Below are 23,603 nucleotides of genomic sequence, written 5' to 3' on the forward strand. Positions count from 1 at the left end.
GTGATGCCGAAATCAGTGTAGCGGCTACGGTAGACGGTCCTCCGTTTACCGTAACCGCTACGACCGCACGCTTGGAGTCGAGTAGGCGATTGCTGGCCGTCGTTGCTGTTTCCTAGTTACCCCAGGTCGCTACGGGGTCCCCGAGTGCTTCCTGGTTGACTTCGATGCCGAGTCCGGGGGCCTGTGGGGGGAGGATTCCGCCGTCGCGGTGGATGACATTGAATTCCGCGGTTTTGAGGGTGACCATGTCGTCGCAGTTGAGGACGCAGCGGAGCAGCTTTTCGGGAACTGTGGCGCCGAGCTGGGTGATCGCGGCGAAGGCGATGGCCGATCCAACGGTGTCCTGGACGCTGACTGTCAGCCCGGCCGCGCGGGCGATGTCGCGCTGGCGCCTTCCGGGGGTGAGTCCGCCGGCCTTGGAAATTTTTAGCCCGAAACCGTCTGCCACGTCATGGGCGACCGCCCACGCGATGTCGCTGTCCTGTTGGGCGAGTTCGTCCAGGATGATGGGGTATCGGCACCGTTGCCGGAGTGACATGGTTTCCCGCCAGGTGGCGCAGGGGGCTTCGATAACGAAGTCGAGACCGGAGGGAAGCAAAGCCAGCATCCGCAGGGCGGATTCCGGCGTCATGCCGCCATTGGCGTCGACGAGGAAGAATTCGCCTGGCTGCCGGTCGGCAAGACAGGCGGTGATGCGCTCGGCATCGAGAGAGGGTCCGCCTTCGCTGTCAGGGGTGCCGATCTTGATGGAGTGGCCGCGGTAGCCGCGGGCGCGGTGGTCGGCCACACGATGCCGCATCTCCTCAGGATCCCCAGAATGAATGGAGGAGATCATGGCCATTGGCGTCCCCGTGCCCCCGCCCAGCAATTCGTAGACCGGCAGGCCCACCGACTTTCCGAAGATGTCCCAGCACGCGATGTCCAGCGGAGTTTTTGCATGGTTGTGGCCCATCAAGGTGGCGTCCATCAGATCATAGTTCCGGTCTACCCGGCGGGGGTCCCGGCCCAGCAGCGCAGGTGCGAGTTCAGCAATGCCGGCCCGTGTGCCCAGGGCTTGGGCGGCTATGTAGGTGGCGCCGAACGGCGTACTCTCGCCCCACCCTGTGGCTCCGTCGTCCGTGGTGATCTTCACGATGGAGGCATCGAAGGATTCGTAGGTACGGCCTCCGGACAGGTGGTAAATGCCTCCCGAGTAGGGCAGGTCCACCTGGAAAAGTTCAATGCGTTCGATTTTCATTCTCAGAGTTCCGTCTCGTTAAGGTTAGCCGGGTTCACGGCGTGGACCGCCGGCGGGAGAAGGACGAGCTTGCCCGTGTGCTTCTTGGATAGGAAGTCTTCCTGTGCCTGGGCGATCTCGGCCAGGGGATAGGTCTTGGAGACCACAGGGTGGATTTCGTTGGCTTCGATGTAGGTAATGAGGTTTTCAAAGACCTCGTCGTCCTGAAACGTGCAGCCGAGCAGGTTCAGGTCCTTGAGGTAGATGGTGCGCAGGTCGATCTGGGCCAGGGGGCCGGAGATCGCGCCGGCGATGGCGTAACGGCCGCCGGGGCGCAGCAGTTCAAGCAGTTGCCCGGCCTCGCTGCCGCCGACGATGTCAAGGACAACGTCGAAGGAGTTCCGTCCGAGTTCGGCCACGAGGTCGGTTCCGCGGTCGATGGTGCAGTCGGCGCCTTCGGCCCGGACTTGGCCGGCCTTTTCAGCGGAGCACACGGCGCTCACCGTGGCACCGCGGCGTTTGGCGAGCTGGACGGCAGCGAGGCCCACTCCGCCAGATGCTCCGGTGATGAGTACGCGTTCGGCTCCGACGCCAGCGCGGTGCAACATGTTTTCTGCCGTGGAGTAGGCACAGGGGATGGCGGCCAGGTCGGCATCGTTCCAGTCGGAGTTCACCTTGTAGGTTTCGCGGGCCGGGGCAACAACGAACTGGGCGAATCCACCGTCGCATTCGCTGCCGAGCGTCCAGCATTCATAGGGGCGGTATCCAACGTACGTCCGCAGCATGTTCCGGACGAGAACACGCTCCCCGATGCGTTGGTCCGGCACGCCGGGGCCGACGGCGGCAATGCGTCCGGTGACGTCGGCACCCTGGACCCGAGGGAAGGTCAGGGCCCCACCGGACCACGTGGCGTCGGAGTCGGTGATGTCGGTGAACCCCGACGCGCCGCCGGCATTGGTTCCGGAGTCGACGGCTTTTGAGTACCAGCCGATCCTGGTGTTGATGTCGGTGTTGTTGATCGCGGCTGCGGCGACATGAATGAGGACCTCACCTTCAGCGGGTCTGGGCAGGGTAACGTCCGTACGGTACTCGAGCCTCTCCAGACCTCCGTGGCCAGTGAGCAGCACGGCCGCCATAGTCCCGGGCAATGTTTCCGTGCGTGCCGGCACAATGTCCAGGCCTTCTTCGTGACTCGTACTCATTGAACTTCCTCGTTCGTGTCTGCATATATCTCGGTGGAAGGCACACTCTTGAAGCTCAAAAGTGAACGTGACGTTCACCATATGGGCTGCTCCCTTCAATTGTCAACGGTAAACCGTTTGCGGGCCGTCCCGGCTATAGGGCCAGGACTGGGGAGCGCCACTGCATAGCCGCAGAGCCCTTTCCGCCCTCTTTGGTAACGACGCCGCTTCTGGCGGCGGTGCGGCAGGCCCATGGAGGCTTGGTCGCCGCTTAGAACAGGAGGCGTGCCGGCACGTCAGCGAAGGCTGGAGTAGGTGGACGAGCGTAAATCGCGATCGCATCAACGTTCATTTATTGAACGAAGCGTTCGTAGATGTCACAATGGGGGTCATCGCCGAAGGCAAGGTTCTACGCCGTACTTTCTTGCGAAAATAGCTTCCAGAGCCACCATCCACACCCTGCCCTGCCACTGCACCTCGGGCATCACCCCTGAAAGGACACCATGGAACTGCTGTGGGAAATCGCTGGCTGGGCCGGCGCGGTTGCGATCCTCAGTGCCTACCTCGCCGTTTCCATGGGCTGGCTGAAGGCCGGCAAAGGCTTCCAGACCGCAAACCTGTTCGGCGCCGTCGCTTTTATCATCAACGGCACCGTCCACGAGGCGTGGCCTTCCGTGGTGACCAACGTGGCCTGGTTCCTGATCTCCGCCATCGCCCTTTACCGCATGCGCTCTGCGGCTCCCCAGCCGGTGGTGCCGGCTGAGGAGCCGCAGGTTCAATTCCCCGGCGTCCCGGACACCACCGGCCAGATCGCTGTTGTTGAAGTCCTCACCGGTTCCGTTCGTGGTGGCGGTGGAGGTGCATCGCCAGCCCACCGAATGCACAACGGCGGTCAGGCCGGCTGAGGTGCCTTGTTGACCGCGGCCCTGCCGGCGCGCGCTCTCTCAGCGTCCGCACCCGAAGCCAGCGATCCCGTAAGAACGCATACGAAAGCGGGCTGCCGGCCCTAAAAGGACTGGCAGCCCGCTTACTGTTTTTGCCCGTTACTGCATCATGTGCCGCATTTCGCCCACACCTTCCACCCAGGTGAGCAGCTCGTCACCCGGTTTAAGGAAGCGCTGTGGGGTACGGCCAACGCCCACGCCGGGTGGCGTGCCGGTGAAAATTACATCGCCGGGCAGCAAGGGTGTCACCTGTGAAAGGCGGGCGATGATCTCGGGCACCGGGAACACCATGTCCCCGGTGTTTCCCTTTTGGACTTCTTCGCCGTTGATGGAACAGCCCAGTTCGATCCGGTCCGGGTCCTCAAACTCGTCGGGGGTTACCAGCAGCGGCCCAATGGGTCCAAACCCGGGAAACGACTTCGCCAGGCTGTACTGAGGCGCCGGCCCGGATGATTGCAGAGTCCGCTCTGAGAGGTCCTGGCCCACGGAAACGCCTGCCACGTACTTCCACGCCTCTTCGGCAGGAATGCTCGTCCCGCCGCGGCCCATCACCACGACGAGTTCCACTTCCCAGTCAACGGTGCCGGCCGGCAGGGTGATGGTCCCGTGGGGACCAGTCAGGGCGGTGACGAACTTGGTGAACACCGTAAGGTCATCGGGCACGGCCAGCGAGGCTTCCGCGGCGTGGGCGGCGTAGTTCAGCCCGATCGCGAAGACCTGCCGGGGTTGCGGCGCGGGGTTTCCAAAAGACGAGGGCGGCACGTCGGCCAGGGGGGTACCGCGCCATTGCTCCAATGTGTAGGCGACGCTGCGGAGCTCTGACCAGCGCTCGTAGCAGTCCTGGATCCGGGGGCTGAAGTGGCCGCCGGTTTCCATCGCCACGTCGATGACGTGGTCATCCGGGGTGACCAGGTGGAGGCGTCCGGAGATGTTGGCCAGGCGCATGGTCAGGCCGAGACGTCGAATTCCACGGTGCCCCAGCCGTCGAAGGTCCCGGACCAGCGTCCGGCTTCGTTCATGGGAACGGCCTGGAGGCAACTGCCGGGAAGGATGACCTGGCCTGCTTCGAACTCCACGTCGTAGTCGGCGAGGCGGTTCACCAGCCAAGCGACGGCGGCGAGGGGGTTTCCGAGGATGTTTCCGGTGGTGCCGGAAATGATTTCGCGGTGGTTGAAGGTCAGGACACCGCGGGTGTCGCGAAGGTTCAGATCGGTGACCTTCCGCGGCGTGCCACCGAGAATGACAGCGCCGGTGGAGCCGTTGTCCGCCAAGGTGTCCGGCAGGCCGATGGCCCAGTCCTTCACGCGGGAGTCGATGATTTCGATGGCGGGCAGCGCGTAGTCAACGGCGTTGATGACGTCCGCGATCGTGGTGTTCCGGCCGCCGAGGCGGGAGCGGAGCACGAAGGCCGGTTCGAGTTCAACGTAGGGTGCAATGAAGTTGTCCCGCTTGAGCGTGGTGCCCTCGAATTCGAAGAGGCCGGCGAGCAGGTGGCCGTAGTCCGGCTGGTCAAGGCCGAACGCGTCCTGCATCACCTTGGCGATGTTTCCGAGCTTGTAGCCGACGAGCCGGTCACCGCCGGCCAGCGCGTGTTCGACATTGATCTTCTGGACCTGGAATGTGGCGTCCGCGTCCAGGGCGGGCCAGGTCTCGGTCGGAGCCGGTACGGGCTGGCCCTGAAGCCGCGCGGTGCGGAGCGTGTCGGCGACGTCGTCGAGAGTGATGGTGGACATGGTTCCTCAGTTCTGTGTGTTTGGGGTTCCGGCCCCGGACGACTCGTTGCGTGAGGCGTGCCCGGGGCCGGAAGATGGGGAGCGGCAGGACCTAGTTGTGTTCCGGCTTGCCGTCGATGAGGCGGTTGACGTGCCAGGGGTTCGCGTCCTGCAGGGGCGCCGGACGCAGTTGCTCCGGGAAGTTTTGGTAGGCCACGGGGCGGAGGAACCGTTCGATTGCCAGGGTGCCAACCGAGGTCGTTTTCGAGTCGGATGTGGCGGGGTAGGGGCCGCCGTGGACCATGGCGTGGCCGACTTCGACGCCGGTGGGCCAGCCGTTGATGAGGATCCGGCCTACTTTCCGCTCTAGGGCGGGGATGAGCGGTGCGGCGGCGGCGTAGTCCTCTTCCGTGATGTGGAGGGATGCGGTGAGCTGGCCGTCAAGCTTGTTGGTTGTTTCGACCAGGTCATCGATGCCCTTGTAGCGGACCACCAGGGACGCAGCGCCGAAGATTTCCCCGTGCAGTACCGGGTTTGTGGTGAAGACGCCCAGGTCGGCGCTGAACACGGCCGGTGCCGGTGCGTTCTCGCCGGGGCCTTTCTGGCCCCGGCCGAGAAGCTCGACGTCGGTCTCTGCTTCGAGTGCGTCGTGGCCGTGCTGCCATGCGGAGGCGATGCCGCCGCTGAGCATGGTTTGCCCGGAGAGTGCAGCGATTTCCTTTGTGACGGCGGCAGCGAACCGGTCGCCGGTGTCGCCTGCGGGGACGAAGGCCAGGCCGGGGGAGGTGCACAGCTGTCCGGAGCTGCCGGTCACCGAGGTGACGTACTGCTTTGCCAGGGCCTCTGCGTCGGCCTCCAGTGCGCCCGGGAACACATAGACCGGGTTGATGGAGGACATCTCGGCATAGACGGGAATGGGCTCCACACGTGCGGCAGCGGTGCGCATGAGGGCTGTGCCCCCTGAGCGGGAGCCCGTGAAGCCAACGGCCTTGATGTTCGGGTCTGCCACGAGGGCCTGGCCGATGCTCGCGCCGGATCCGTATACCAGGGAGAACACACCCGGGTGCAGGCCCAGGTCCGTGACGGCCTTGACGATGGCTTGGCCGACGAGTTCGGCGGTGCCGGGGTGGGCGTTGTGGGCCTTGACGATCACGGGGCAGCCGGCGGCGAACGCGGAGGCGGTGTCACCGCCGGCGACGGAGAATGCGAGCGGGAAGTTGCTGGCTCCGAAAACGGCAACCGGGCCCAATGGGATCTGGCGCTGCCGGATGTCGGCACGGGGCAGGGGCGCGCGGTCGGGGATGGCTGGGTCGATGCGCACGCCACGGAAGTCGCCCTGGCGCACCACGTCGGCGAACAGTCGCAGCTGGCCGACGGTGCGGGCCCGTTCGCCGCGGAGCCGGTCCAGGCCAAGGCCGGTTTCGGTGGAGGCCCGTTCGATCAGTTCGTCACCGATTGCTTCGATGTTCTCGGCGATGGCGTCCAGGAAGCGTGCGTGTTGTTCGGGGTCCAGTGCGCTGAAGGAACCGAAGGCGTCAGCGGCGGCTTCGGTTGCAGCCCGCAGCTGGTCTTCGCTGATCAGCGTGTACGTGGGTTCCAGTGCTTCGTTGGTGGCCGGGTTGATGCCGTTCGTGGTTCCGGTGGTTCCGGCGGTGGTTTCTCCGGCAATCAGGGAGTGTCCGTGAAGTGTCATGAGGTTGCCTTCCGGGGCAGTAGAAAGTGGGTCGGGGGTGGCTAGGCGTTTCCTGGGCCCAGGTGCCAGATTCCGAGTGCTGAGAGCAGTTCGCGGGGGTCCCAAATGACCCATTCCTCGGCGAGCTTGTCTTTTTCGAAGCGCAGGAACGATGCGCCGGTCACGTTGACGCTGCGGCCGGTGGCGGGGACGTCCATGAACTCGCCCTGGTGCGTGCCTGTCGTTTTCCAATGGACTGCCACCTTGTTGCCGTCCTCCACGATGTCCAGGATCTCGGTGCTGGAATCGGGAAACGCAGTGTGCATGGCTTCGATGGTCTTCCTAAGGCTCGCGTAGTCTTCACTGCCCGACTTGGACCGCCGGACATAACCCGCTGCCAGAATGTTCTCGAAAGCTGCGAGATCACCGTCACCCCAGGCGCCGTTCCAGGCTTTGAGGATGGCTTCGCTTCGGGTCATGATGCGCTCCTTGCTGGTACTGACTGCGGTGCGGCCGGTGCTGCGCTTTCGGGCGCCGGGATTTCGATGGGGAGGTACTGCCCGAATTTGCCGCCTCGGAACAGCAGCGCGTCACCGTATCCTTCGCTCATGTTGGTGATCGCGCCCACGACCATGTAGTGGTCTCCCACGACGACTTCTGCAGTGACCATGCAGTCAATGTAGGCGGTGGCACCATCCAGGTGCGGCGTGCCGAGGGGGCCGGGTGCGCAGGGGAGGCCCTCGAACTTCTGTGGTCCTTTTTTGGACAGTGACCGGCAGATGCTGATCTGGTCGTCGGAGAGGATGTTGGCCGTGAACTTTTGCAGTTTGCGCAGTTTCGGCCAGCTCGAGGATGACTTGTCCACGCAGAACATGACCAGGGGCGGTTCGAGGGAGAGGGACTGGAAGGTGCCGACCACCAGGCCGAGCTTTTCGTTATCGTCGTTGATGCCGGTAATGGCTGTGACGCCGGTGGGCAGCTTGCCCAGGATCTGGCGGTAGAGGGCCGGGGTGATGTCGCTGTCGGGAGTTTTTTCAGCGGCTGGGGTGATATCCATGTCAGGGTTTCCTTGATCAGGTAGATGCGACCAGGCAGTGCGGATTAGGAGGCGGTTTCGCGAAAGCTTCCGAAGCGGCCGCCGTGGAAGATGAGCGGGGCGGAGGCCCGCTCAGCGGGTGTCATGTCCAGCACGCTGGCGATGACGACGATGTGGTCACCGGCGGTGAACTGCTGTTCAATGCGGCAGTCGAACCAGGCGAGGGAGCCGTGGAGGTGCGGGGTGCCCCAGTCCGATTCGGACCATGCAACGGAGCTGAGCTTGTCCTCGCCTTTGGCGGACAGTGCCCGGCAGACCTGTTGCTGGTCCTCGGCGAGYAGGCTGACGCTGAAGGTCCCGGCGTCGGCGATTTTCGGCCAGCTCGTGGAGGAGTGCATCACGCTGAAGGTCACCAGCGCCGGTTCCATGGACAGGGACGCGAACGTTCCTACGATCATGCCGTTTTGGCTGCCGGTCACGGGATCTGTGGAGCAGATGGCCGCGACGCCGGTGGGCAGGTGCCGCATGACGGCCCGGTATCGGTCGGAGTCGATGGTCCTGGGGGCAATGGCGGTGGCGGTCATGGCTGTTCCTTCAGTTCTGCGTGGACAGTGCGGCCCGCGCGCAGGCCGCTTTCGACGGCGCCGTCGAAGAATCCGGCCCAGATGTTGGCGATGTCGCCGCTGGCGAAGTGCAGGGCGCCTTCGCTGGCCTGCTGTGCGGCGTGGTACTTGGTGAGCTGGCCGGGACGCTGGATCTGCCAGGTTTCCTCGGCGTAGGGGTCTTCGCCCCACTTGTGTCCGGTGACCTCGAGGACTTCCAGGTCGTCGCGCCAGACCTTGATCGCGTCCTGGACCTGGTTGATGTCGGTGACGTCGATACGGTTGGCGTCCGCACCGAAGCCCACCAGCACGGCATCGGTGTCGCCGACGAATTCGGTACGGATCACGGAGAGCGGTTTGTCCTGGGCGGAGTAGGCGAAGAACGGCTTGATGGGACCCTTGACCCGGATCCAGGCTTTGACGCCCTGGGATGCGGTTTTTTCCCGGCTGGGTGCGAGTTTGCCTTCGGAGAGGGAAGGCTGAACGTCGAGCTTGTGCAGCACGTTCTGCGGCAGGGTGATGACCACCTTCTTGGCGTGGATTTCCTGGCCCGCGCCGTAATGGACGGTTGCTCCGTTGCTGTCGTGGCGGACGGCGCTGACTGGGGCGTTGAGGCGGATGTCCGCGGTGGTGTCTTCGGCGATCGCGTTCACCAAGGTGTCATTGCCGTTCTTCAGGCGGTAGATTGCCGAGGCCTCGTGCATGAGGTGCCAGTGCCCGGAGGAGCCGGATGTCCAGCGCAGGGCGTTGACATAGGCGCACTGGTTCAGGGGTGCGTTGAAATGGCCCACCCAGGCGGCTTCGTTGGCGTTGCGCTCGTCCTCGGAAAGGTCCAGTTTGTCCAGCATTTCCTGCAGGTTGTACTGGTCCGCCTCGGCCAGGTTCTCGACCGTCAGGGGGGCGTCCGGGCGGGGGAGCCACTTCACGGTGTCTTCGAGCAGCCGGGTCATGCCGGGGTCGATCAGCTTCATGAAGTCGTCCAGGTTGCCGCGGCGCACCTCGTTGCCGGCCAGCCAGTAGGTTTCTTCCGAGCGGGGGCCGCGGGAAACCTCGAGTCCGTAGCGGGTGACCTCTGCCCAGACATGGGGCTGGGTCCAGTGCAGCCAGTTTCCGCCGAGTTCGAGGTTCTGGCCGAGGCGGCGCTCGGTGTACAGGCGGCCGCCCAGGCGGTCCCTGGCTTCGAGGACCACCACGTTGTGGCCGCGGTTGCCGAGTTCACGGGCGGTGATGAGGCCGGCCAGGCCGGCGCCGATGACGACGACGTCAGTTTGTTCAGTCATTACAAGATCCTTAGGTGATGATTCCGTTGTGCGGTGCCGCGTCTAGCGGGCGGCCTCACTGAGGTGCTTGGCGCGCTGGGCCGTGGCTGGGTGGCCGTCCAGCGTGTATTTCTGGCCGAAGAGCTTCTCGCGGAGGGTGACCGGTTCCTGGTCCTCGGCGCGGGCCGGGGCGATGATGCCCTGGGCGCGCAGTTCCGGCAGAGCGAGTTCGATGAACTCTTCCCAGCCGCCGGGCTTGGTGATGTAGCTGAGGTTGATGCCGTCGATGTCGGCCTCGTCGCGCCAGCGGCGCAGTTCCGCGGCGACGGTTTCCGGGGAGCCGATGATCGTGGATCCGGTGCCGCCGACGGCGAGGAACTCGGCGATCTGGCGGGGGGTCCAGTCGCGGTCGGGGTCGGCCTTGGAGAACATGTCCACCATGGACTGCCCTGCCTTGGTGCCGACAGAGCGCAGGGGGGTGTCCAGCTCGTACTCGGCCATGTCGATTCCGGTCCAGCCGCTGAAGCGGGCCAGGACGGCGTCGATGGGTGCATTGTCCACGGCCTTTTGGTACTTCTCCTGGGCTTCCTCGTCCGTGGGCGCCACCACCACGGTGAGCAGGATGACAATCTTGACGTCGCGCGGGTCGCGGCCGGCGTCGGAGACGGCCTGGCGGAGCTTGGCAACGCTGCGCTTCGCGCCTTCCACGGATGTGCTCTGGATGAAGACGGCCTCGGCATGCTTCCCACCGAACTCCATGCCCCTGGCGGAAGAACCGGCCTGGAACAGGACCGGGGTGCGCTGCGGGGAAGGCTCGCACAGGTGGAAACCGGGCACCGTGAAGTGCTCGCCTGCATGCTCGATGGGGTGCACCTTGGCGGGGTCGATGTAAGTTGCAGACTCCGGGTCGCGGACCACGGCGTCCTCTTCGAAGGAGCTTTCCCAGAGCTTGTACACCACGTCCATGTACTCGTCCGCCATGTCGTACCGCTCAGCAGGGGTGAGCTGCTGCTGCTTGCCGAGGTTGCGGGCGGCGGCCTCGGAGTAGGAGGTGACGATGTTCCAACCGACCCGGCCTGAGGTGAGGTGATCCAGTGAGCTGAACTTCCGGGCCAGCAGGTACGGCGGCTCATAGGTGGCCGAAACAGTGACCCCGAACGTAAGGTGCTTCGTTACCGCCGCCATACCGCTGATCAACACGGTGGGGTCGTTGATGGGGAACTGTGCGGCGTCGCGGAGGGCGGCGTCGCCGTTTCCGCGGTAAACGTCGTGGTAGCCGACGTTGTCGGCGAAGAAGATCCCGTCGAAGCCGGCCTTTTCCAACATCTGCGCGATGCCGGTCCAGTACGACAGATCAGTGTAGCGGTAGCCCTGGTCCGCTTTATTCCGCCACGACCCGGAAGTCAGGTGGGACGGGGCGAAGACGTCAAAAGCGAAAAGGCTGAGAGGTTCGTTTTTCATGGCAGCGGTGCTTCCTTGGACTCGTGCCGGACAAAGCCGTAACTGGGATGATTGACGTTCAACTGCTGAACACTGCGTTCAATCTAGGATGTAAGCCAGCTCACTGTCAAGAGGCAGTCACAACCACGGGGTGTAGCCGCCGGGGGCGACCCGCGTCCGGCGGGAGCGGAGAGACTTGCTGAGGTATAACTCTTGACAGCCACTGTGGCCTATGCCATATTTTTGACCACGACGTTCGAGAAATGAACGGCCCCTGGGCTTAGCCATTCGGCCCGAATCTCCTCTTCGCGCTGACTCAACCAGCGCCTGCGTCCCTCCCCAGCAGCACGATCTACAAGGAAGTCCATCGTGAATCCATCTGTAACACCTTCCCGCCGGCTGCCCGTGCAATCCTCGGCTCCGCAAGACCCACAAAAAAAGAAGTTCCTGATCAAGCTCAGCGGTGTGATCGCCGGCGGTATGTTTATTGACGGCTTCATCCTGGGCGGCATCGGCCTGGTCATGCCGGCCCTGACGGCTGACCTGAGCCTGTCCGCCACTATGCAGGGGCTTATTGGGGCTTCTGCCCTGATTGGCATCTTCTTTGGCGGCCCCATCGGCGGCTACCTCGCGGACAAGGTCGGCCGCAAACCGATGTTCATTGTCGACCTCGCGATCTTCCTGGTCGGTTCCGCCGCCCAGTTCTTTGTGGCGGACGCATGGCAGCTCTTTGTCATCCGCCTGCTCATGGGCATGGCAATCGGGGCCGATTACGCCATCGGCTGGCCCCTTCTTGTCGAATTCTCACCAGCCAGGCTGCGCGGCAAACTCATGGCATTCCAGGAGGTTGCCTGGTACGTGGGCTACCTGCTGTCCTACGCCGTGGGCTACTACATGTCCACATCAATCCACGCCGACTGGCGCATCATCCTGGGCATGAGCACCGTGCCGTCGCTCATTGTGTTCCTGCTCCGGTTGGGATCGCCCGAGTCCCCGCGCTGGCTCCTCAGCAAGGGGCGTCGTGAGGAAGCGTTTGCCATCGCCCACCAGTTCATGGAGGACGCGGACGTCAAGGATCTGGAGCACGAGAAGTCCGAGAAGCCGAATTTCGGCAAGCTCTTCTCCCCGCAGTACCGAAACTCCACGATCTTCGTTTGCATGTACTGGGTCTGTAATGTCACCCCCTACTTCGCCATCGCCACCTTCGCGCCCATCGTTTTGGAGAGCCTGGGGGTCGAAGACGGCCTGGCAGGTGCGTTGGTGCTCAACGGCGTCGTGGTGGCCGGTTCCCTGGCCGCGATGTTTCTGATTGAAAAAGTGGGACGCCGCAAACTGTCCATCCCGCCCATGTGGATCGCCGCCGCCGCCCTGGTTGTCATCGGCCTGTTCTCCCACATGTCGCCGATGATCATCCTGATCAGCTTCATCATCTTCTCGTTCTTCAACGCCGTCTCAACGGCCCTGACCGGCGTCTATCCCGGCGAGGTCTTTCCGACCGAAATCCGCGGCGCCGKCGTCGGCTTCGCCACCGCCTTCTCACGGATCGGCGCAGCGGCGGGAACGTTCATCCTTCCCCTGTCCGTCGATGGCCTGGGCGTGGGAGCCACGATGCTGATCGCCGCAGGCATCTGCGTGCTGGGGGCAGTGATCTCGCAGTACCTTGCACCGGAAACCAAGGGCCTGAGCCTGAGCGACACCTCCGCGCCGCTGGGCAAGCCGGCCCTGCAGCACTAACCATCCAACAACCACCGTGGACGCCTGGCCGGGACACCCCGGCCAGGCATCCCTGTATTAACGCCCAACATCATCGAAACCTGCCGAAGGGACACCATGAAGATCTACGGTGAAAGCGCCAACTCCACCAGCCTGCCCACGCCCCGCCTGAACATCGACGACGGCGGCACCCACCCGGGCGCCTGGGTCAGCTTTCGGGACCCGGCAGCGGTAGACATCCTGGCCGCCGAAGGATTCGATTGGATATGTATCGATGGCCAGCACGGCGGTGCGGAAATCTCCGAACTGCAGCCCCTGATCGAAGCTGCCCATCTGTTTGGCGTGCCGTCGATCGTCCGCGCACCCGGGCACGAGGCCGGCACTGTTGGCAGGGTGCTCGATGCCGGCGCAGGCGGCATCATCTTTCCCACCGTGGAAGATGCAACCACGGCAGAGGCCCTGATAGCGGCCACCCGCTTCGCTCCACGTGGAAAGCGCAGCTACGGCCCCACCCGCCGCAGTCCCCGCTACCCCAAACCGGTCCCGGGAAACCAGCAGGACGATGCACTGTGCATCCTCATGATCGAAACGGCCGCCGGTCTGGCAAACCTTGACGCCATCCTGTCCACCGGACCCGATGCCGTCTTCGTTGGCCCCTATGACCTCTCCCTCAGCCTGGGGATCACGCTCGAGGAACTCACCGGCGAAGGCGCCGACGGCATCCTCGCCGATGTTGCCCGCCGCTGCAGCCAAGCCGGCGTAGTCCCCGGCATCTACACCGGCGAGCCGGTTTTGTCCGAAAAGATGATCACCCTTGGCTTCCGCTTCATGCCCACGGCGTCGGACACCGGCCTGCTGGCCGTCGCCGCACGTGAGGCCCTTGCGGCATCAGCCAGGTTGGTGGCACAGGCCTCCGCATCAGTTGTAGCGGGGTGACGTGGTCCTGATTCCTGAACGCCCCGTTCGCTCTGTAGAGAGGCATAGGATGGTGGAGACAGCCAGTCGGGGCGCCATTGCCTTGAGCAGACATGAACGGAACCGGGGTTTAATGTGGCAACGGAAACAGGCGAGGACGTACAAGCGGTAACAGGCGGCGACGATGCCGCGGCGGGGGAGGCAGTAGACCTCACCAACAAGTCCGTTATCAAGGCCACCGTCCTGCTCAGTGAGCTCGGCCGGCATCGGGCTGGTATCACTGTCACCGAACTGGCCCAGGCCGTCGGGATGACGCGCCCCACAGCATTCCGCCTGTTGCTGAGCCTGGAGCAAACGGGGTTTGTTGACCGGGTCGACAACCGCTACACACTCGGCTGGGAGATGGCACGGCTGGGCCGGCTGGCCGACCCGTATACCGGCGCGGTGGCCAGGGTACAGCCCATCCTGGAGGAGTACGCGGCAAAGCTAAAGGAGACCCTGAGCTTTGCCATGGTGCGTGAGGCTCTGGCCTATGACGTTATCGCCGAAGCCTCCGGTTCCCGGTACCTGAACGTCAACATGTACGTCGGTGAAACCTACCCGGTGCACGCCAGTGCAACGGGCAAGCTCCTGCTTGCAGAGATGACCGACGAGGAAGTTATCGAGGCGCTGCCCAAGAAACTGGAAGCCTACACGCCGAGCACCATCACCAAGCGGGACGCGCTCATCCACGAACTGCATACAATCCGCGAACACGGCTATGCCCTTCTTAACAACGAACTCGAAGAAGGGCTCTTCGTTGTGGCGCTGCCGGTCCGGGACGTGGCAGGTGCCCTGGTCGGCATCGTGTCGGTCAACGGACCGGAGCAACGGCTGAACTCGGACAGCCTGCCGGACACGATCAAAGATCTTCGAATGGCCGGCAAGGACATTGCCAAGGCGCTTCTGGGCTTCGAGCCGGGCGACTCCTGACTGTCATACCCCGCTACCCGAGACCACGCCGGCCGAACGTCCACCCGCATCCGCCCTAGGCCTCGGCGATCGCGAGCAGGTGCTCGATGGACGGATACTTCCAGCGTACGAACTGGACCGGCACTCCCACGCGTTCAGCGACCAGGCTGTGCGTCAACGCCTGTGGATCATTGCTGCCCCATACTTCCCTGACGCACCGGGCCAGCGCCGCCGTCCGGCGTGCATCGCGTTCCCTGATCACCTCCGCTGGTTCCCTGCGGGGCTTTTGCTTCCGCTTTTGGCGCCAGTAAGGCAAAGTCATCCCGCCATACTCGGAAAGAGGGACTGCTCGTAGCCCGCGGCCTGGACCCACATGACATGCGGCCGCGCCGGCCCGCGAAGGGCCCGCAGGAGCACCACCTGGCGGAATCCGGTGATGGTCTTTCCGCGTCGTTCCATGTCCATCATCTCCGTCGATGCCGGGGGTCTTGATATGAAGACACAAGAGTACTAAATTGAACGTCACGTTCATTGAATGAACACCTTCATTGTGGCCCTCCTCACTTTCTTTTGCAAGGCAGCGCCGCCGCCCCTTTGCCACCCCGCATCGAATGGACTACCACCATGCATACGCGCCCCCAGGCTTCCGCTATTAGTCGCAGCCCTCAATCTCCCGCGCACGTCCCGGACTGGTCGAGGCTGTCCCGCGGGGACGCCGTGCGGGTGTTCCGCAGGGATGGAACCACAACGCTCGGGCACATCGACATGCTCGCCCGCGATCGAAGCGTCTTCTGGATCATCCAGGGCGAAGGCAGGGGGCGGGTGATGGTCTGCGGCGCAGACAAGCCCCACGTAGTAGTGGTGGCCGAGAATGAAATCCCCGGATAAAAACTTCCCGGCGCCAGGCCATTGCGCCCTTCGGGTGAGGTGTGCCACACTGTCTTTACGTTCATTTGTCGAACGTGACGTTCAACTTAAATAGTCAATATCAAGTTTGGCTCCGGGACACAGTGGTTCCGAAGCCGCCAGCAGGAAGGCAAGAGATCGTGTCAATTTCCATAGGCCACCGTGCCATTTTCACCGCTTTCGGCCACCGCAACTGGGCCGTGGTACGTTCACACGCCCCGTCCACGCCGGCTTCGTGGCCGTCAATGGAAGCTGCCGCTCGTTTAGAAGCCGCTGACCCATTGGAAACGGGAGAACTGAAGTGCTCGCCATGGGAGGGGCTGTACCTTGAGCAGGCAGGCCCCTGTACGGCGGACAGAAATAATTCCGTAGCTGGCCGGCAGTTGGACAGCTTCCTTAGCAGCCTGATGTACGGCGAGTAAGCAATGTCCGGCACGATTTTCGCTGAAGAGTTCAACGACACAGGCGCAATAGCCGCTGTCGATGACTGTGACACCAACAGATGCTTCTTCTGCACCAGCCCGGAAACCGATTGATCGCCAGCCATGCAGCTTGAAGGCAAGACGGCTTTGGTGACCGGCGGGGGACAGGGGATAGGCCGGGGCATTGTGGACTGCTTCCTCGAAGAAGGGGCGCGGGTGGCCGTGGTGCAGCGGCGGCCCGTCGCCCCTGAACTGGAACGCCACCCCGCGGTACTTGGCATCCAGGCGGACCTCTCGGATACCGCTGCTCTTCCCGCCGTCGTCGGCCAGGCTGTTGCACGCTTCGGCGGCCTCAACATCCTGGTCAACAACGCCGGGATTATGTTCGAACGGACCGTCGAGGGCATCCGGCCGCAGGAATGGGACCGGATGATGGCGCTGAATTTGCGGGCGCCGCTGTTCCTGGCCCAGGCGGTTCTGCCGCACATGCGCACGGCCGGCGGCGGAAGCATCATCAACGTCGGCTCCATCGAAGGCATGGCGGCCAACCCCGGCCACGCGGCCTATTGCGCATCCAAAGCCGGTATTCACGGAATGACCAAAGCCCTGGCCCTCGACCTGGGCGAGGACAATATCAGGTGCAACGCCATCGCCCCCGGCTGGATCACATCAGAACTCAGCGAGACATACCTGGCCTCGCAGCCAAACGTGGCAAAAGCCCGGAAGTCGTTGCATCAACTACACCCTGCAGGCCGCTTGGGCACCCCATCAGACGTCGGCAACCTCGCTGTCTTCCTGGCAGGCGACAACTCCGAATTCCTGACCGGCGAGATCATCACGCTGGACGGCGGCCGGACGGCGAAGCTTCCACTGCCGTTCTAGCCCATCTGGGGTGCCAGGGCATCTCGCTAGCACCGCGGAACGTGTCGCGGCTGATCAACGCAGCATGCAATAAGGGAAGCCAATGTTCACCGCGCTAGTGGGTGGGCAGTCCGCTGACACTTCGTACAAATCTAGATCAATTCCGGCTGCTCCGAGGGGTGCGGCGACACGGATCCTCGGGGCCAGGATCGCGCCGGCAAGCACCGTGACACCGAGGAGTACGGCGGTTTCTAAACCCTCCATCACATCACCCTCTCCATCTGTGAGTTGTGTTGCTCCCATCGGGAATCCACATCGGGTATTCCTCGCCGCGGTGCAACGTGCTCGTGGCACTGGCAAGGTGTTTAGCCAGCCAAGCCATGTTTGCGTTGGGCGAACCAAATTGTGAGAGCGATGCCGATAATGCCGGCCGCGGCCGTCATCACGGCTACCCAGCCACCAAGGGACCACAAGAGCCCCGCGAGAGCAGATCCGATTGCGCCGCCAATGAAGTTCCCGACCACCAGGACGGTGTTGAGGCGGCTGCGGGCGGACGGGTCAAGGGAGAGCATTCGGGTCTGGACCAGAACCTGGACCGATTGAATACCGACCGAGAACAGGGCGATCGCAACGAGAATCGCGGCGAGAGACGATGCACCGACCCCTACGATGGTGACCGAAACCAGAGCCAAAAGGAGTCCCATGCCGATAGCCGGGACCGCCAGGCCACGGTCGAATAGCCGTCCGGCCCGCTGCACGGCCACCGCTCCAGCAATACCGACAAGGCTGATCAAACCGATCTGCGTGGTCGAGTAGGAGTAGGGTGCACCGGCCAGGAGGAATGTCAGCGCGGTCCAGAACAGCGTGAAAACGCTCATCGTCGCAGCACCCATAAACGCGGTAATCCGCACCCTCGCGTTCTGGGCTGCAGTGCGAAGGACTGAGAGGAGTAGCTTCCGATAAGGGATCGCGTCGCGGGGCGTGAGGGACGGCAAGTACCGCGCCATGACAGCCGCCAGAATCAGCATGAGACCGGCCGCTCCGAGGAAAATCGCGCGCCAGCCGAGGAAATCAGTCACGATACCGCTGACGGCACGCGCAATCAGGAGCCCGAAGACGGCACCAGAAGCGACCGTTCCGAGCACGCGGCCACGCTGCTCGTCAGTGGCAAGATCCCCCGCGAGGGGAACGAGAAGCTGACCCGCCACGGTCGAAAGTCCTACAAGGGCAAAGGTCGCGAGCAGGACGGGAAAGGACGGCGCAAGTCCGCTGGCCGCGAGAGCCGCCGCGGAGAGGAGCATGAAAGCCGGGATCATGCGCTTCCGGTTAACGATGTCACCCAGTGGCACGAGGAAGAACACGCCAATGGCGTAGCCAATCTGGGTGATGGTGACGACGAGGCCAGCTGTGCCGGTGGAAACACCGAAGGAGCCGGCCAGCGTAGCCAGCAGTGGCTGCGCCCAATACAGGTTGCCGACTGCCGCGCCAGCGGCAATAGCGAACAAGAGGGCCGCGCCCGGCGCCATCCCAACGGAGCGCGAAGAAGATGTTGTTACCGACAAGTTAATCCTCTCAAGATCCTAAAGGGGCGAAGTTGAGGGCTACAAAAGTCGGAAACCCCAAACTTCAACCGCCGGTTGAAGTTCCTTTTTGTTCTCGGTGCCGACGTGCCCGTCAGGTCAGGCGGGTGTTGCCGAGCATGCTGACGCTGGCGGGGTCGCGGTGGTCGAATGCCGGGCTGGCTCCGGTGTCGAGTGTGGCGATGCGGGCCATCTCGTCCTCGGTGAGGGTGAAGTCGAACACGTCGATGTTCTGCCGCATCCGCTCGGGCTTGAGGGACTTCGGGATGACGATGATGCCGCGCTGGATCAGCCAGTGCAGGATCACCTGGGGGACCGTCTTGTCGTGCGCGGAAGCGATCTCCGTGAGGGTGGGGTCGTCGAAGAGATTGTGCTGCCCTTGACCGAGCGGGCCCCAGGACTCGGGCCGTATCCCCCGGTCGGCCATGATCTGCTGGTCGATGCCGCGCTGGAAGTAGGGGTGCGTCTCGATCTGGTTCACGGCCGGCACGATGTCGTTGTGGTCGATGAGGTCGATGAGCCGGTCGGGGTAGAAGTTCGACACCCCGATGGCGCGTGCCCGGCCGCTTCGGTAGATGTCCTCCATCGCCCGCCAGGCACCGTAGTAGTCGCCGAACGGCTGATGGATGAGATAGAGGTCAACGTAGTCGAGGCCGAGCTTGCGAAGAGACCGCTCGTAGGCCAGGGCGGTGTTCTTATCACCGGCGTCCTGGATCCAGAGCTTCGTGGTGATGAACAGTTCGCTGCGCGGGATGCCACTTGCCGCGATGGCTCGTCCGACGGCTTCTTCGTTTTGATAGGCGGCGGCGGTGTCGAGGGACCGGTATCCGGCCTCCAGAGCGTCGCTAACCGCTTTTTCGGTCTCTGCTGGCGGGATGAGGTAGACACCGTAGCCGAGGATAGGCATCTCGATGCCGTTGTTGAGCGTGATGTTGGGGACGTGGTTTGACAAGGTTTGCTGTCCTTCTCTGGTCGTTCGTGCTCTTGGTCAGGTCTCGGGGATTTCCAAGCCCCAGCTGGACGGATCGATCTCGTCCGGGTTCGGGCCGCCGCGCACGCCGGTGTTCAGGGCGTCCAGGCGGGCGAGGTCCTGCTCCGTGAGGGTGAAGTCGAAGACATCGAAGTTTTCGGCGATGCGCGAGGGGTTTGTGGACTTCGGAATCACCGAGCGTCCCTGCTGCAGGTGCCAGCGGAGCAGCACCTGCGCCGGAGACTTGCCTTGGTGGCCTGCGATTGCCGTGACAGCGTCGTCGTGGAGCACGTTCTTGCGCTCCTCGCCCCATCCCGGGTAGAAGGTGATTCCGCCGATCGGGGACCACGCCTGGGTGAGGATGCCGTGTTCGGCGTCCGCGGCCTGGACCTCCGGCTGCGTGAAGTACGGGTGCAACTCGATCTGGTTCACTGCCGGCACCACATCTACTCGATTCAGGAGTTCGACAATGTGATGCGGCATGAAGTTGCTGATACCGATGGCGCGGACGCGTCCGGCAGCCAGCAGCTCCTCGAGGGCCTTGTAGGCCGCAACGGTGCGATCGAAATTCTGCGGCATGGGCTGGTGCAGGATCAGCATATCGATTCGGTCGAGGCCGAGTTTCCGGGAGCTCTTCTCGAACGCATGAAGCGTTTCGTCGTGACCGTAGTCGCTGACCCACACTTTGGTTTCGACGAACACGTCATTCCGGTCGAGCCCGGATGCCCGGATCCCGTCGCCGACTTCGCGCTCGTTCTGGTAACTGGCTGCGGTGTCGATATGGCGGTAGCCGACCTGCAGTGCGGTCCGAACGGCGCCGGTGGTCTCCTCGGGGGCGCTCTGGAACACGCCGAGGCCGATGGCTGGCATGGTCACGCCGTTGTTGAGGGTGATTGTCTCGTTCAACGTTTCCTTCGTTTCTGTTGCATCAAGCCCTGGTAACGGGGCTGAGGAGCTTGCTCCTCGATCATCAGTATCCGATTCACTTCAGGGTTTGACGTTGGGCTCTCAGGGCCTTCTTCGCGGTGAGGCCGAGTCCGATGCATGGGACTGCGGCGGCAACCGTGAGGGTGAGGCCGAGTGCTGGCACGCCCTGCTCCGCGAGCGTTGATGCGATCGCGACGCCGCCGAGGGCGGAGCCGAGTGCGACGCCGATGTTGAAGAACGAGTTGCTCAGTGCGATGGGAAGAACTCCGTCGGGCCCCGCGGCGCGAAGTGCTTCTGAGACCAGGATCGGGTTCGCGGCGAACCCGAACATGCCCATCAGGGTGAAAAACACCAGGGCCACTGGAGCGCTGCCGCCCCAGAGCAGAAGCACCGTCATTGTGACGATGAGACCAGCCACGGCGGCACCGATCACGGTGTAGGGGTGTCGATCACCGAAGCGGCCGCCGATGGTAGTGCCGGTCAGTGCGCCGACGCCGTAGGCGATCATCACCAGTGGCACGATCGCTGCTGCGAGTCCGGCGCGTTCGGTCAGCTGCGGAGCGATGTAGCTGTAGACGCCGAGGAAGGCCGCTTGTATGAGCGCCGTCGCCGCGTAGACGGACCACAAGCGGGTATTGCGCAGCCGACGGAACTCGGCGCGAAGATTCGCCCCTCCGTCCGCCACGATGCCTCCGGGGAGTACCTTCCACAGAAGGACTGCGCAGGCAGCCGCGAGTACGGCGAGTGCCCAGAACGGGCCTTGCCAGCCCAGGAACTGGCCGGCGGCGGTACCGATGGGTACGCCGATGACTGTTGCGAGGGTGACGCCGCCAACCATGATGCCCATCGCTTTCGCGCCGGCCTCGGCCCCTGCAGCGGCGGCTGCGACAACGGCGCCGATGGCCCAGAACGTCCCGGTGGCCACCGCAGCGACGAAGCGGGCAACGAGCACCACAGCGAACACGTCCGTCGATGCGGCAACGACATGCGCCACCGCGAACAACAGGAGCGCCATGATGAGCGTTGCTTTGCGGGGAAGGCGCAGGGTGGCGATCGACATGATGGGCGTTCCGACCACCATTCCCAGCGCGAACACGGTGATGAGGAGTCCAGCCTGAGCGATCGTCACATCTAGCGAGAAGGCGACCTGAGGCAGAAGACCCGCGACGATCATTTCCGTGGTGCCCATGACGAAGGTAACGACGCCGAGCATCCACACGATCAGAGGGAGCCGCTGCAGGCCGGCATCATCCGCGGTGTCTTCTCCCGTCGATGCATTCAACGGAGTAACGGTGGTGGGCATGAGGGGCGTCCTTTCAGGAACTAAGAATCTAAATGCCGGGCGGCGCGAGCATCAGCGCCCAGACAGGGGATTGTTCACTCCGCAGGGGTCTCCCGGCGGAAGCTCACGCTAAGGGAACGCTGCGGTCAACCTCTGCACCCCGGTCGTCGGTGGTGGCCCCACAATTCCTGTGGTCGAGGAAGCGGATCGCTTGCATCCACTTCCACAACACTAGCATCTAATCGGATAAAACGCATCCGGTTGTACTAGGCTTGGAGGATGACAGATCAGACATTGCGCAAGGACGCCGCCCGTAATCGCGATCTACTGATCGCTGCGGGCCGGGATCTGTTTGCCCGACGCGGGCTGGCTGCCACCCTCAATGACGTGGCCCACCATGCCGGTGTTGGCGTGGGCACCGCCTACCGGCGCTTCGCTAACAAGGAGGAACTGATCGAGGCGATCTGGCGACAGCAGGTCGATGAGTTGGAAGCGATCCTGCGCGAGGCACTGGCCGCGCCGGATCCGTGGGAGGGCTTAGTGCTATACCTTGAAAAGTCCCTTGCCGCGCAAGCCAAAGACCGGGGCATGGCGCAGATGCTTGCAGGGCGCACGTGGCCCGACCACTATGACCAGCAACGCGATCGGCTCGCCACTTTGGTTGACCAAGTCGCCGCCCGGGCTCGCGGGGCCGGAGCGCTTCGCGAGGACGTCACCGGCACGGACCTGATCTTCCTCCAGATCGCCCTCACCGACATCTCGGGCACGGTCCAGGACGGGTCTGTTCCGGAGGGTCGAGATGATGCCGACCGACTGTACCGCCGCTACCTGTGGATCGTGCTGGACGGACTGCGTTTGTCGGCGTCCGGGCCTTCGGAGCTTCCCGTGCCAGCGCTGAGCACATACGAGACGCACGCACTTCTCCAGCCCCGCCCTCAAGGCTGAAGAGGCCTCACCATCTGGCAAAGGCCACCATCAGTCCACCCAGATACGAAGGTAAGTTCGTGCGTGTCAACTGTTTGCTCAGGGGGTGCTCGCCGGCCTCACCCGCCGCACCTTCCTGTGATCCACGGCCTTGGGTCCTTTGTAATCAATCGGCTTCAGGCTGGTAACAAGACCCCTCCGGGGCCCATTTTCCGCGCCGATAACGGATATTCCGTCAACCAGCATCGGCCGGCAAACCCTTGCGTGCTGATCACACTTGTCCGGTCTCAGTCTTGTTGGCAAGAATCTCAATACACACGGCAATCTACGGATCGACGGGCTCTGTCTCACCGCACGTGGCAACGCGACGTGCGGACTCGCCTCGTGCTACGTGACCAGACGCACCTCGCGGCCGCCAAGGGGCTACGGAATTGCCAACTCAATTGATACACATGCGGCACGATCCGTCTCAGCCAACGTGGCAAACCCCACGTCGTCGGCGTCGCCAACTCTACTGAGACCGGACGGCGCCAGCAGGGAAGCGGTTCACTCCAGTTTTGCGTAGAGCAGGTACTGATAAACCTTCTCCCGGATCCTGTAGTCACGGGCGTGTTCATGTGCCGGATAAATCGAGAGCAGTCGTCCATCGAGGTCGACTTCGCCACCTCGATGGACGACTCGATCGCGCTAAGTCTCTGGTACGCGACGGTCTACGTTGTGATCGAAGGGTGGCGCAATGCAGGGATCTCCGATTCGGAGGTCGATGAGCTCCTTGGCGATGACCGTGTCGATGATCTGCGCCGCTTTCGCAACCAGATTTTCCACTACCAGCGGGAGTATGACAATCCCAAGCTTCTCGAGTTTCTGAGAACCGGGGATGCGGATGCCCAGGAGGCAATCACCTGGATCCGACACACACACGCGGCGCTGGGGAGAGCCATCAAGCGGGCATTGCAGGACCTAGTCGATCCCAAGTGAACGGAGGATTCGCCGCAACAGTGCTCCCTGACGATCGATCCACGTGTCCCGACGATCATGGACCTCTGGACTTCCTGATGATCGAGATTCCTGTACGTCTCTGGCCGCGCAT

General features: G+C 63.4%; 23 protein-coding genes and 1 pseudogene. 8 read left to right on the forward strand and 16 right to left on the reverse strand.

The window, feature by feature from the left end; genetic code table 11:
- Positions 1-112: 112 nt before the first annotated feature.
- Both AC1DCM_RS12760 and AC1DCM_RS12765 read right to left on the reverse strand, forming a co-directional pair.
- Positions 113-1,237, reverse strand: a complete 1,125-nt coding sequence (locus AC1DCM_RS12760; protein ID WP_477518486.1) for a mandelate racemase/muconate lactonizing enzyme family protein — start codon at positions 1,235-1,237, stop codon at positions 113-115.
- Between the two features lie 2 nt (positions 1,238-1,239).
- Complete coding sequence (locus tag AC1DCM_RS12765; RefSeq protein WP_477518487.1) at positions 1,240-2,418, reverse strand: alcohol dehydrogenase family protein; 1,179 nt, start codon at positions 2,416-2,418, stop codon at positions 1,240-1,242.
- Positions 2,419-2,900: 482 nt separating this feature from the next.
- On the opposite strand from AC1DCM_RS12765, the gene AC1DCM_RS12770 reads away from it, so the two are divergent.
- Positions 2,901-3,302, forward strand: coding sequence for a CBU_0592 family membrane protein (locus AC1DCM_RS12770; RefSeq protein ID WP_477518488.1), 402 nt, complete (start codon positions 2,901-2,903; stop codon positions 3,300-3,302).
- Between the two features lie 138 nt (positions 3,303-3,440).
- Here the strand turns inward: AC1DCM_RS12770 and AC1DCM_RS12775 are convergent, their stop codons facing one another.
- The 8 genes and pseudogenes from AC1DCM_RS12775 to AC1DCM_RS12810 form a co-directional block, all read right to left on the reverse strand.
- Positions 3,441-4,286, reverse strand: coding sequence for a fumarylacetoacetate hydrolase family protein (locus AC1DCM_RS12775; protein ID WP_477518489.1), 846 nt, complete (start codon positions 4,284-4,286; stop codon positions 3,441-3,443).
- 2 nt (positions 4,287-4,288) lie between these two features.
- On the reverse strand, positions 4,289-5,074 hold the full coding sequence (locus tag AC1DCM_RS12780; RefSeq protein WP_477518490.1) for a 2-keto-4-pentenoate hydratase: 786 nt from the start codon (positions 5,072-5,074) through the stop codon (positions 4,289-4,291).
- 91 nt (positions 5,075-5,165) lie between these two features.
- Positions 5,166-6,746 (reverse strand): aldehyde dehydrogenase (NADP(+)), encoded by a 1,581-nt coding sequence (locus AC1DCM_RS12785; protein ID WP_477518491.1) that lies wholly within the window; start codon positions 6,744-6,746, stop codon positions 5,166-5,168.
- Positions 6,747-6,787: 41 nt separating this feature from the next.
- Positions 6,788-7,204, reverse strand: coding sequence for an ester cyclase (locus AC1DCM_RS12790; protein ID WP_477518492.1), 417 nt, complete (start codon positions 7,202-7,204; stop codon positions 6,788-6,790).
- Positions 7,201-7,782 (reverse strand): flavin reductase family protein, encoded by a 582-nt coding sequence (locus tag AC1DCM_RS12795; RefSeq protein WP_477518493.1) that lies wholly within the window; start codon positions 7,780-7,782, stop codon positions 7,201-7,203. Before AC1DCM_RS12795 ends, AC1DCM_RS12790 begins: the two co-directional genes overlap by 4 nt.
- A gap of 44 nt (positions 7,783-7,826) precedes the next feature.
- Positions 7,827-8,345 (reverse strand): flavin reductase family protein, encoded by a 519-nt coding sequence (locus AC1DCM_RS12800; RefSeq protein WP_477518494.1) that lies wholly within the window; start codon positions 8,343-8,345, stop codon positions 7,827-7,829.
- Positions 8,342-9,658, reverse strand: a pseudogene (locus AC1DCM_RS12805) (flavin monoamine oxidase family protein); the annotation flags it as partial. The gene AC1DCM_RS12800 and the pseudogene AC1DCM_RS12805, both read right to left, overlap by 4 nt.
- 27 nt (positions 9,659-9,685) lie before the next feature.
- Positions 9,686-11,083: an LLM class flavin-dependent oxidoreductase gene (locus AC1DCM_RS12810; RefSeq protein ID WP_477518495.1), complete on the reverse strand. Its 1,398-nt coding sequence runs from the start codon at positions 11,081-11,083 to the stop codon at positions 9,686-9,688.
- Between the two features lie 348 nt (positions 11,084-11,431).
- On the opposite strand from AC1DCM_RS12810, the gene AC1DCM_RS12815 reads away from it, so the two are divergent.
- The 3 genes from AC1DCM_RS12815 to AC1DCM_RS12825 all read left to right on the forward strand — a co-directional run bounded on the left by AC1DCM_RS12815 (position 11,432) and on the right by AC1DCM_RS12825 (position 14,662).
- Positions 11,432-12,796, forward strand: a complete 1,365-nt coding sequence (locus AC1DCM_RS12815) for an MFS transporter (protein WP_477518496.1) — start codon at positions 11,432-11,434, stop codon at positions 12,794-12,796.
- A gap of 96 nt (positions 12,797-12,892) precedes the next feature.
- The gene (locus AC1DCM_RS12820) at positions 12,893-13,711 is read left to right on the forward strand and encodes an HpcH/HpaI aldolase family protein (RefSeq protein ID WP_477518497.1); all 819 of its coding nucleotides are present in this window, start codon (positions 12,893-12,895) and stop codon (positions 13,709-13,711) included.
- Between the two features lie 114 nt (positions 13,712-13,825).
- Positions 13,826-14,662, forward strand: a complete 837-nt coding sequence (locus AC1DCM_RS12825) for an IclR family transcriptional regulator (protein ID WP_477518498.1) — start codon at positions 13,826-13,828, stop codon at positions 14,660-14,662.
- A 55-nt stretch (positions 14,663-14,717) separates the two neighbouring features.
- On the opposite strand, the gene AC1DCM_RS12830 is transcribed toward AC1DCM_RS12825, so the two are convergent.
- Together AC1DCM_RS12830 and AC1DCM_RS12835 are read right to left on the reverse strand one after the other, a co-directional pair.
- On the reverse strand, positions 14,718-14,963 hold the full coding sequence (locus AC1DCM_RS12830; protein ID WP_477518499.1) for a hypothetical protein: 246 nt from the start codon (positions 14,961-14,963) through the stop codon (positions 14,718-14,720).
- On the reverse strand, positions 14,960-15,100 hold the full coding sequence (locus tag AC1DCM_RS12835) for a hypothetical protein (RefSeq protein WP_477518500.1): 141 nt from the start codon (positions 15,098-15,100) through the stop codon (positions 14,960-14,962). The genes AC1DCM_RS12830 and AC1DCM_RS12835 overlap by 4 nt, the downstream gene beginning before the upstream one ends.
- Positions 15,101-15,265: 165 nt before the next feature.
- Between AC1DCM_RS12835 and AC1DCM_RS12840 the strand changes: the two genes are divergently transcribed.
- Positions 15,266-15,529 (forward strand): hypothetical protein, encoded by a 264-nt coding sequence (locus AC1DCM_RS12840; protein ID WP_477518501.1) that lies wholly within the window; start codon positions 15,266-15,268, stop codon positions 15,527-15,529.
- A gap of 563 nt (positions 15,530-16,092) precedes the next feature.
- Positions 16,093-16,851, forward strand: coding sequence for an SDR family NAD(P)-dependent oxidoreductase (locus AC1DCM_RS12845; RefSeq protein WP_477518502.1), 759 nt, complete (start codon positions 16,093-16,095; stop codon positions 16,849-16,851).
- Between the two features lie 344 nt (positions 16,852-17,195).
- On the opposite strand, the gene AC1DCM_RS12850 is transcribed toward AC1DCM_RS12845, so the two are convergent.
- From AC1DCM_RS12850 to AC1DCM_RS12865, 4 genes are all read right to left on the reverse strand, one after another.
- Positions 17,196-18,392, reverse strand: coding sequence for an MFS transporter (locus AC1DCM_RS12850; protein WP_477518503.1), 1,197 nt, complete (start codon positions 18,390-18,392; stop codon positions 17,196-17,198).
- A 112-nt stretch (positions 18,393-18,504) separates the two neighbouring features.
- The gene (locus AC1DCM_RS12855; RefSeq protein WP_477518504.1) at positions 18,505-19,362 is read right to left on the reverse strand and encodes an aldo/keto reductase; all 858 of its coding nucleotides are present in this window, start codon (positions 19,360-19,362) and stop codon (positions 18,505-18,507) included.
- A 36-nt stretch (positions 19,363-19,398) separates the two neighbouring features.
- Complete coding sequence (locus AC1DCM_RS12860; protein ID WP_477518518.1) at positions 19,399-20,250, reverse strand: aldo/keto reductase; 852 nt, start codon at positions 20,248-20,250, stop codon at positions 19,399-19,401.
- Positions 20,251-20,362: 112 nt separating this feature from the next.
- Positions 20,363-21,610, reverse strand: a complete 1,248-nt coding sequence (locus AC1DCM_RS12865) for an MFS transporter (protein WP_477518505.1) — start codon at positions 21,608-21,610, stop codon at positions 20,363-20,365.
- Between the two features lie 258 nt (positions 21,611-21,868).
- On the opposite strand from AC1DCM_RS12865, the gene AC1DCM_RS12870 reads away from it, so the two are divergent.
- Both AC1DCM_RS12870 and AC1DCM_RS12875 read left to right on the forward strand, forming a co-directional pair.
- Positions 21,869-22,534 (forward strand): TetR/AcrR family transcriptional regulator, encoded by a 666-nt coding sequence (locus AC1DCM_RS12870; RefSeq protein ID WP_477518506.1) that lies wholly within the window; start codon positions 21,869-21,871, stop codon positions 22,532-22,534.
- A 594-nt stretch (positions 22,535-23,128) separates the two neighbouring features.
- On the forward strand, positions 23,129-23,491 hold the full coding sequence (locus AC1DCM_RS12875; protein ID WP_477518507.1) for a hypothetical protein: 363 nt from the start codon (positions 23,129-23,131) through the stop codon (positions 23,489-23,491).
- The last annotated feature ends 112 nt before the right edge of the window (positions 23,492-23,603 follow it).

It is taken from the genome of Paenarthrobacter sp. 10N417, from assembly GCF_056394745.1.

Bases quoted from the DNA above. Each gene is read 5' to 3' on its own strand.
- AC1DCM_RS12780 (WP_477518490.1), bottom strand. From the start codon at position 5,074: ATGTCCACCATCACTCTCGACGACGTCGCCGACACGCTCCGCACCGCG.
- AC1DCM_RS12865 (WP_477518505.1), bottom strand. From the start codon at position 21,610: ATGCCCACCACCGTTACTCCGTTGAATGCATCGACGGGAGAAGACACC.
- AC1DCM_RS12795 (WP_477518493.1), bottom strand. From the start codon at position 7,782: ATGGATATCACCCCAGCCGCTGAAAAAACTCCCGACAGCGACATCACC.
- AC1DCM_RS12810 (WP_477518495.1), bottom strand. From the start codon at position 11,083: ATGAAAAACGAACCTCTCAGCCTTTTCGCTTTTGACGTCTTCGCCCCG.
- AC1DCM_RS12840 (WP_477518501.1), top strand. From the start codon at position 15,266: ATGCATACGCGCCCCCAGGCTTCCGCTATTAGTCGCAGCCCTCAATCT.
- AC1DCM_RS12785 (WP_477518491.1), bottom strand. From the start codon at position 6,746: ATGACACTTCACGGACACTCCCTGATTGCCGGAGAAACCACCGCCGGA.
- AC1DCM_RS12760 (WP_477518486.1), bottom strand. From the start codon at position 1,237: ATGAAAATCGAACGCATTGAACTTTTCCAGGTGGACCTGCCCTACTCG.
- AC1DCM_RS12835 (WP_477518500.1), bottom strand. From the start codon at position 15,100: ATGGAACGACGCGGAAAGACCATCACCGGATTCCGCCAGGTGGTGCTC.
- AC1DCM_RS12775 (WP_477518489.1), bottom strand. From the start codon at position 4,286: ATGCGCCTGGCCAACATCTCCGGACGCCTCCACCTGGTCACCCCGGAT.
- AC1DCM_RS12765 (WP_477518487.1), bottom strand. From the start codon at position 2,418: ATGAGTACGAGTCACGAAGAAGGCCTGGACATTGTGCCGGCACGCACG.
- AC1DCM_RS12830 (WP_477518499.1), bottom strand. From the start codon at position 14,963: ATGACTTTGCCTTACTGGCGCCAAAAGCGGAAGCAAAAGCCCCGCAGG.
- AC1DCM_RS12820 (WP_477518497.1), top strand. From the start codon at position 12,893: ATGAAGATCTACGGTGAAAGCGCCAACTCCACCAGCCTGCCCACGCCC.
- AC1DCM_RS12875 (WP_477518507.1), top strand. From the start codon at position 23,129: ATGTGCCGGATAAATCGAGAGCAGTCGTCCATCGAGGTCGACTTCGCC.
- AC1DCM_RS12870 (WP_477518506.1), top strand. From the start codon at position 21,869: ATGACAGATCAGACATTGCGCAAGGACGCCGCCCGTAATCGCGATCTA.
- AC1DCM_RS12790 (WP_477518492.1), bottom strand. From the start codon at position 7,204: ATGACCCGAAGCGAAGCCATCCTCAAAGCCTGGAACGGCGCCTGGGGT.
- AC1DCM_RS12860 (WP_477518518.1), bottom strand. From the start codon at position 20,250: ATGCCAGCCATCGGCCTCGGCGTGTTCCAGAGCGCCCCCGAGGAGACC.
- AC1DCM_RS12770 (WP_477518488.1), top strand. From the start codon at position 2,901: ATGGAACTGCTGTGGGAAATCGCTGGCTGGGCCGGCGCGGTTGCGATC.
- AC1DCM_RS12845 (WP_477518502.1), top strand. From the start codon at position 16,093: ATGCAGCTTGAAGGCAAGACGGCTTTGGTGACCGGCGGGGGACAGGGG.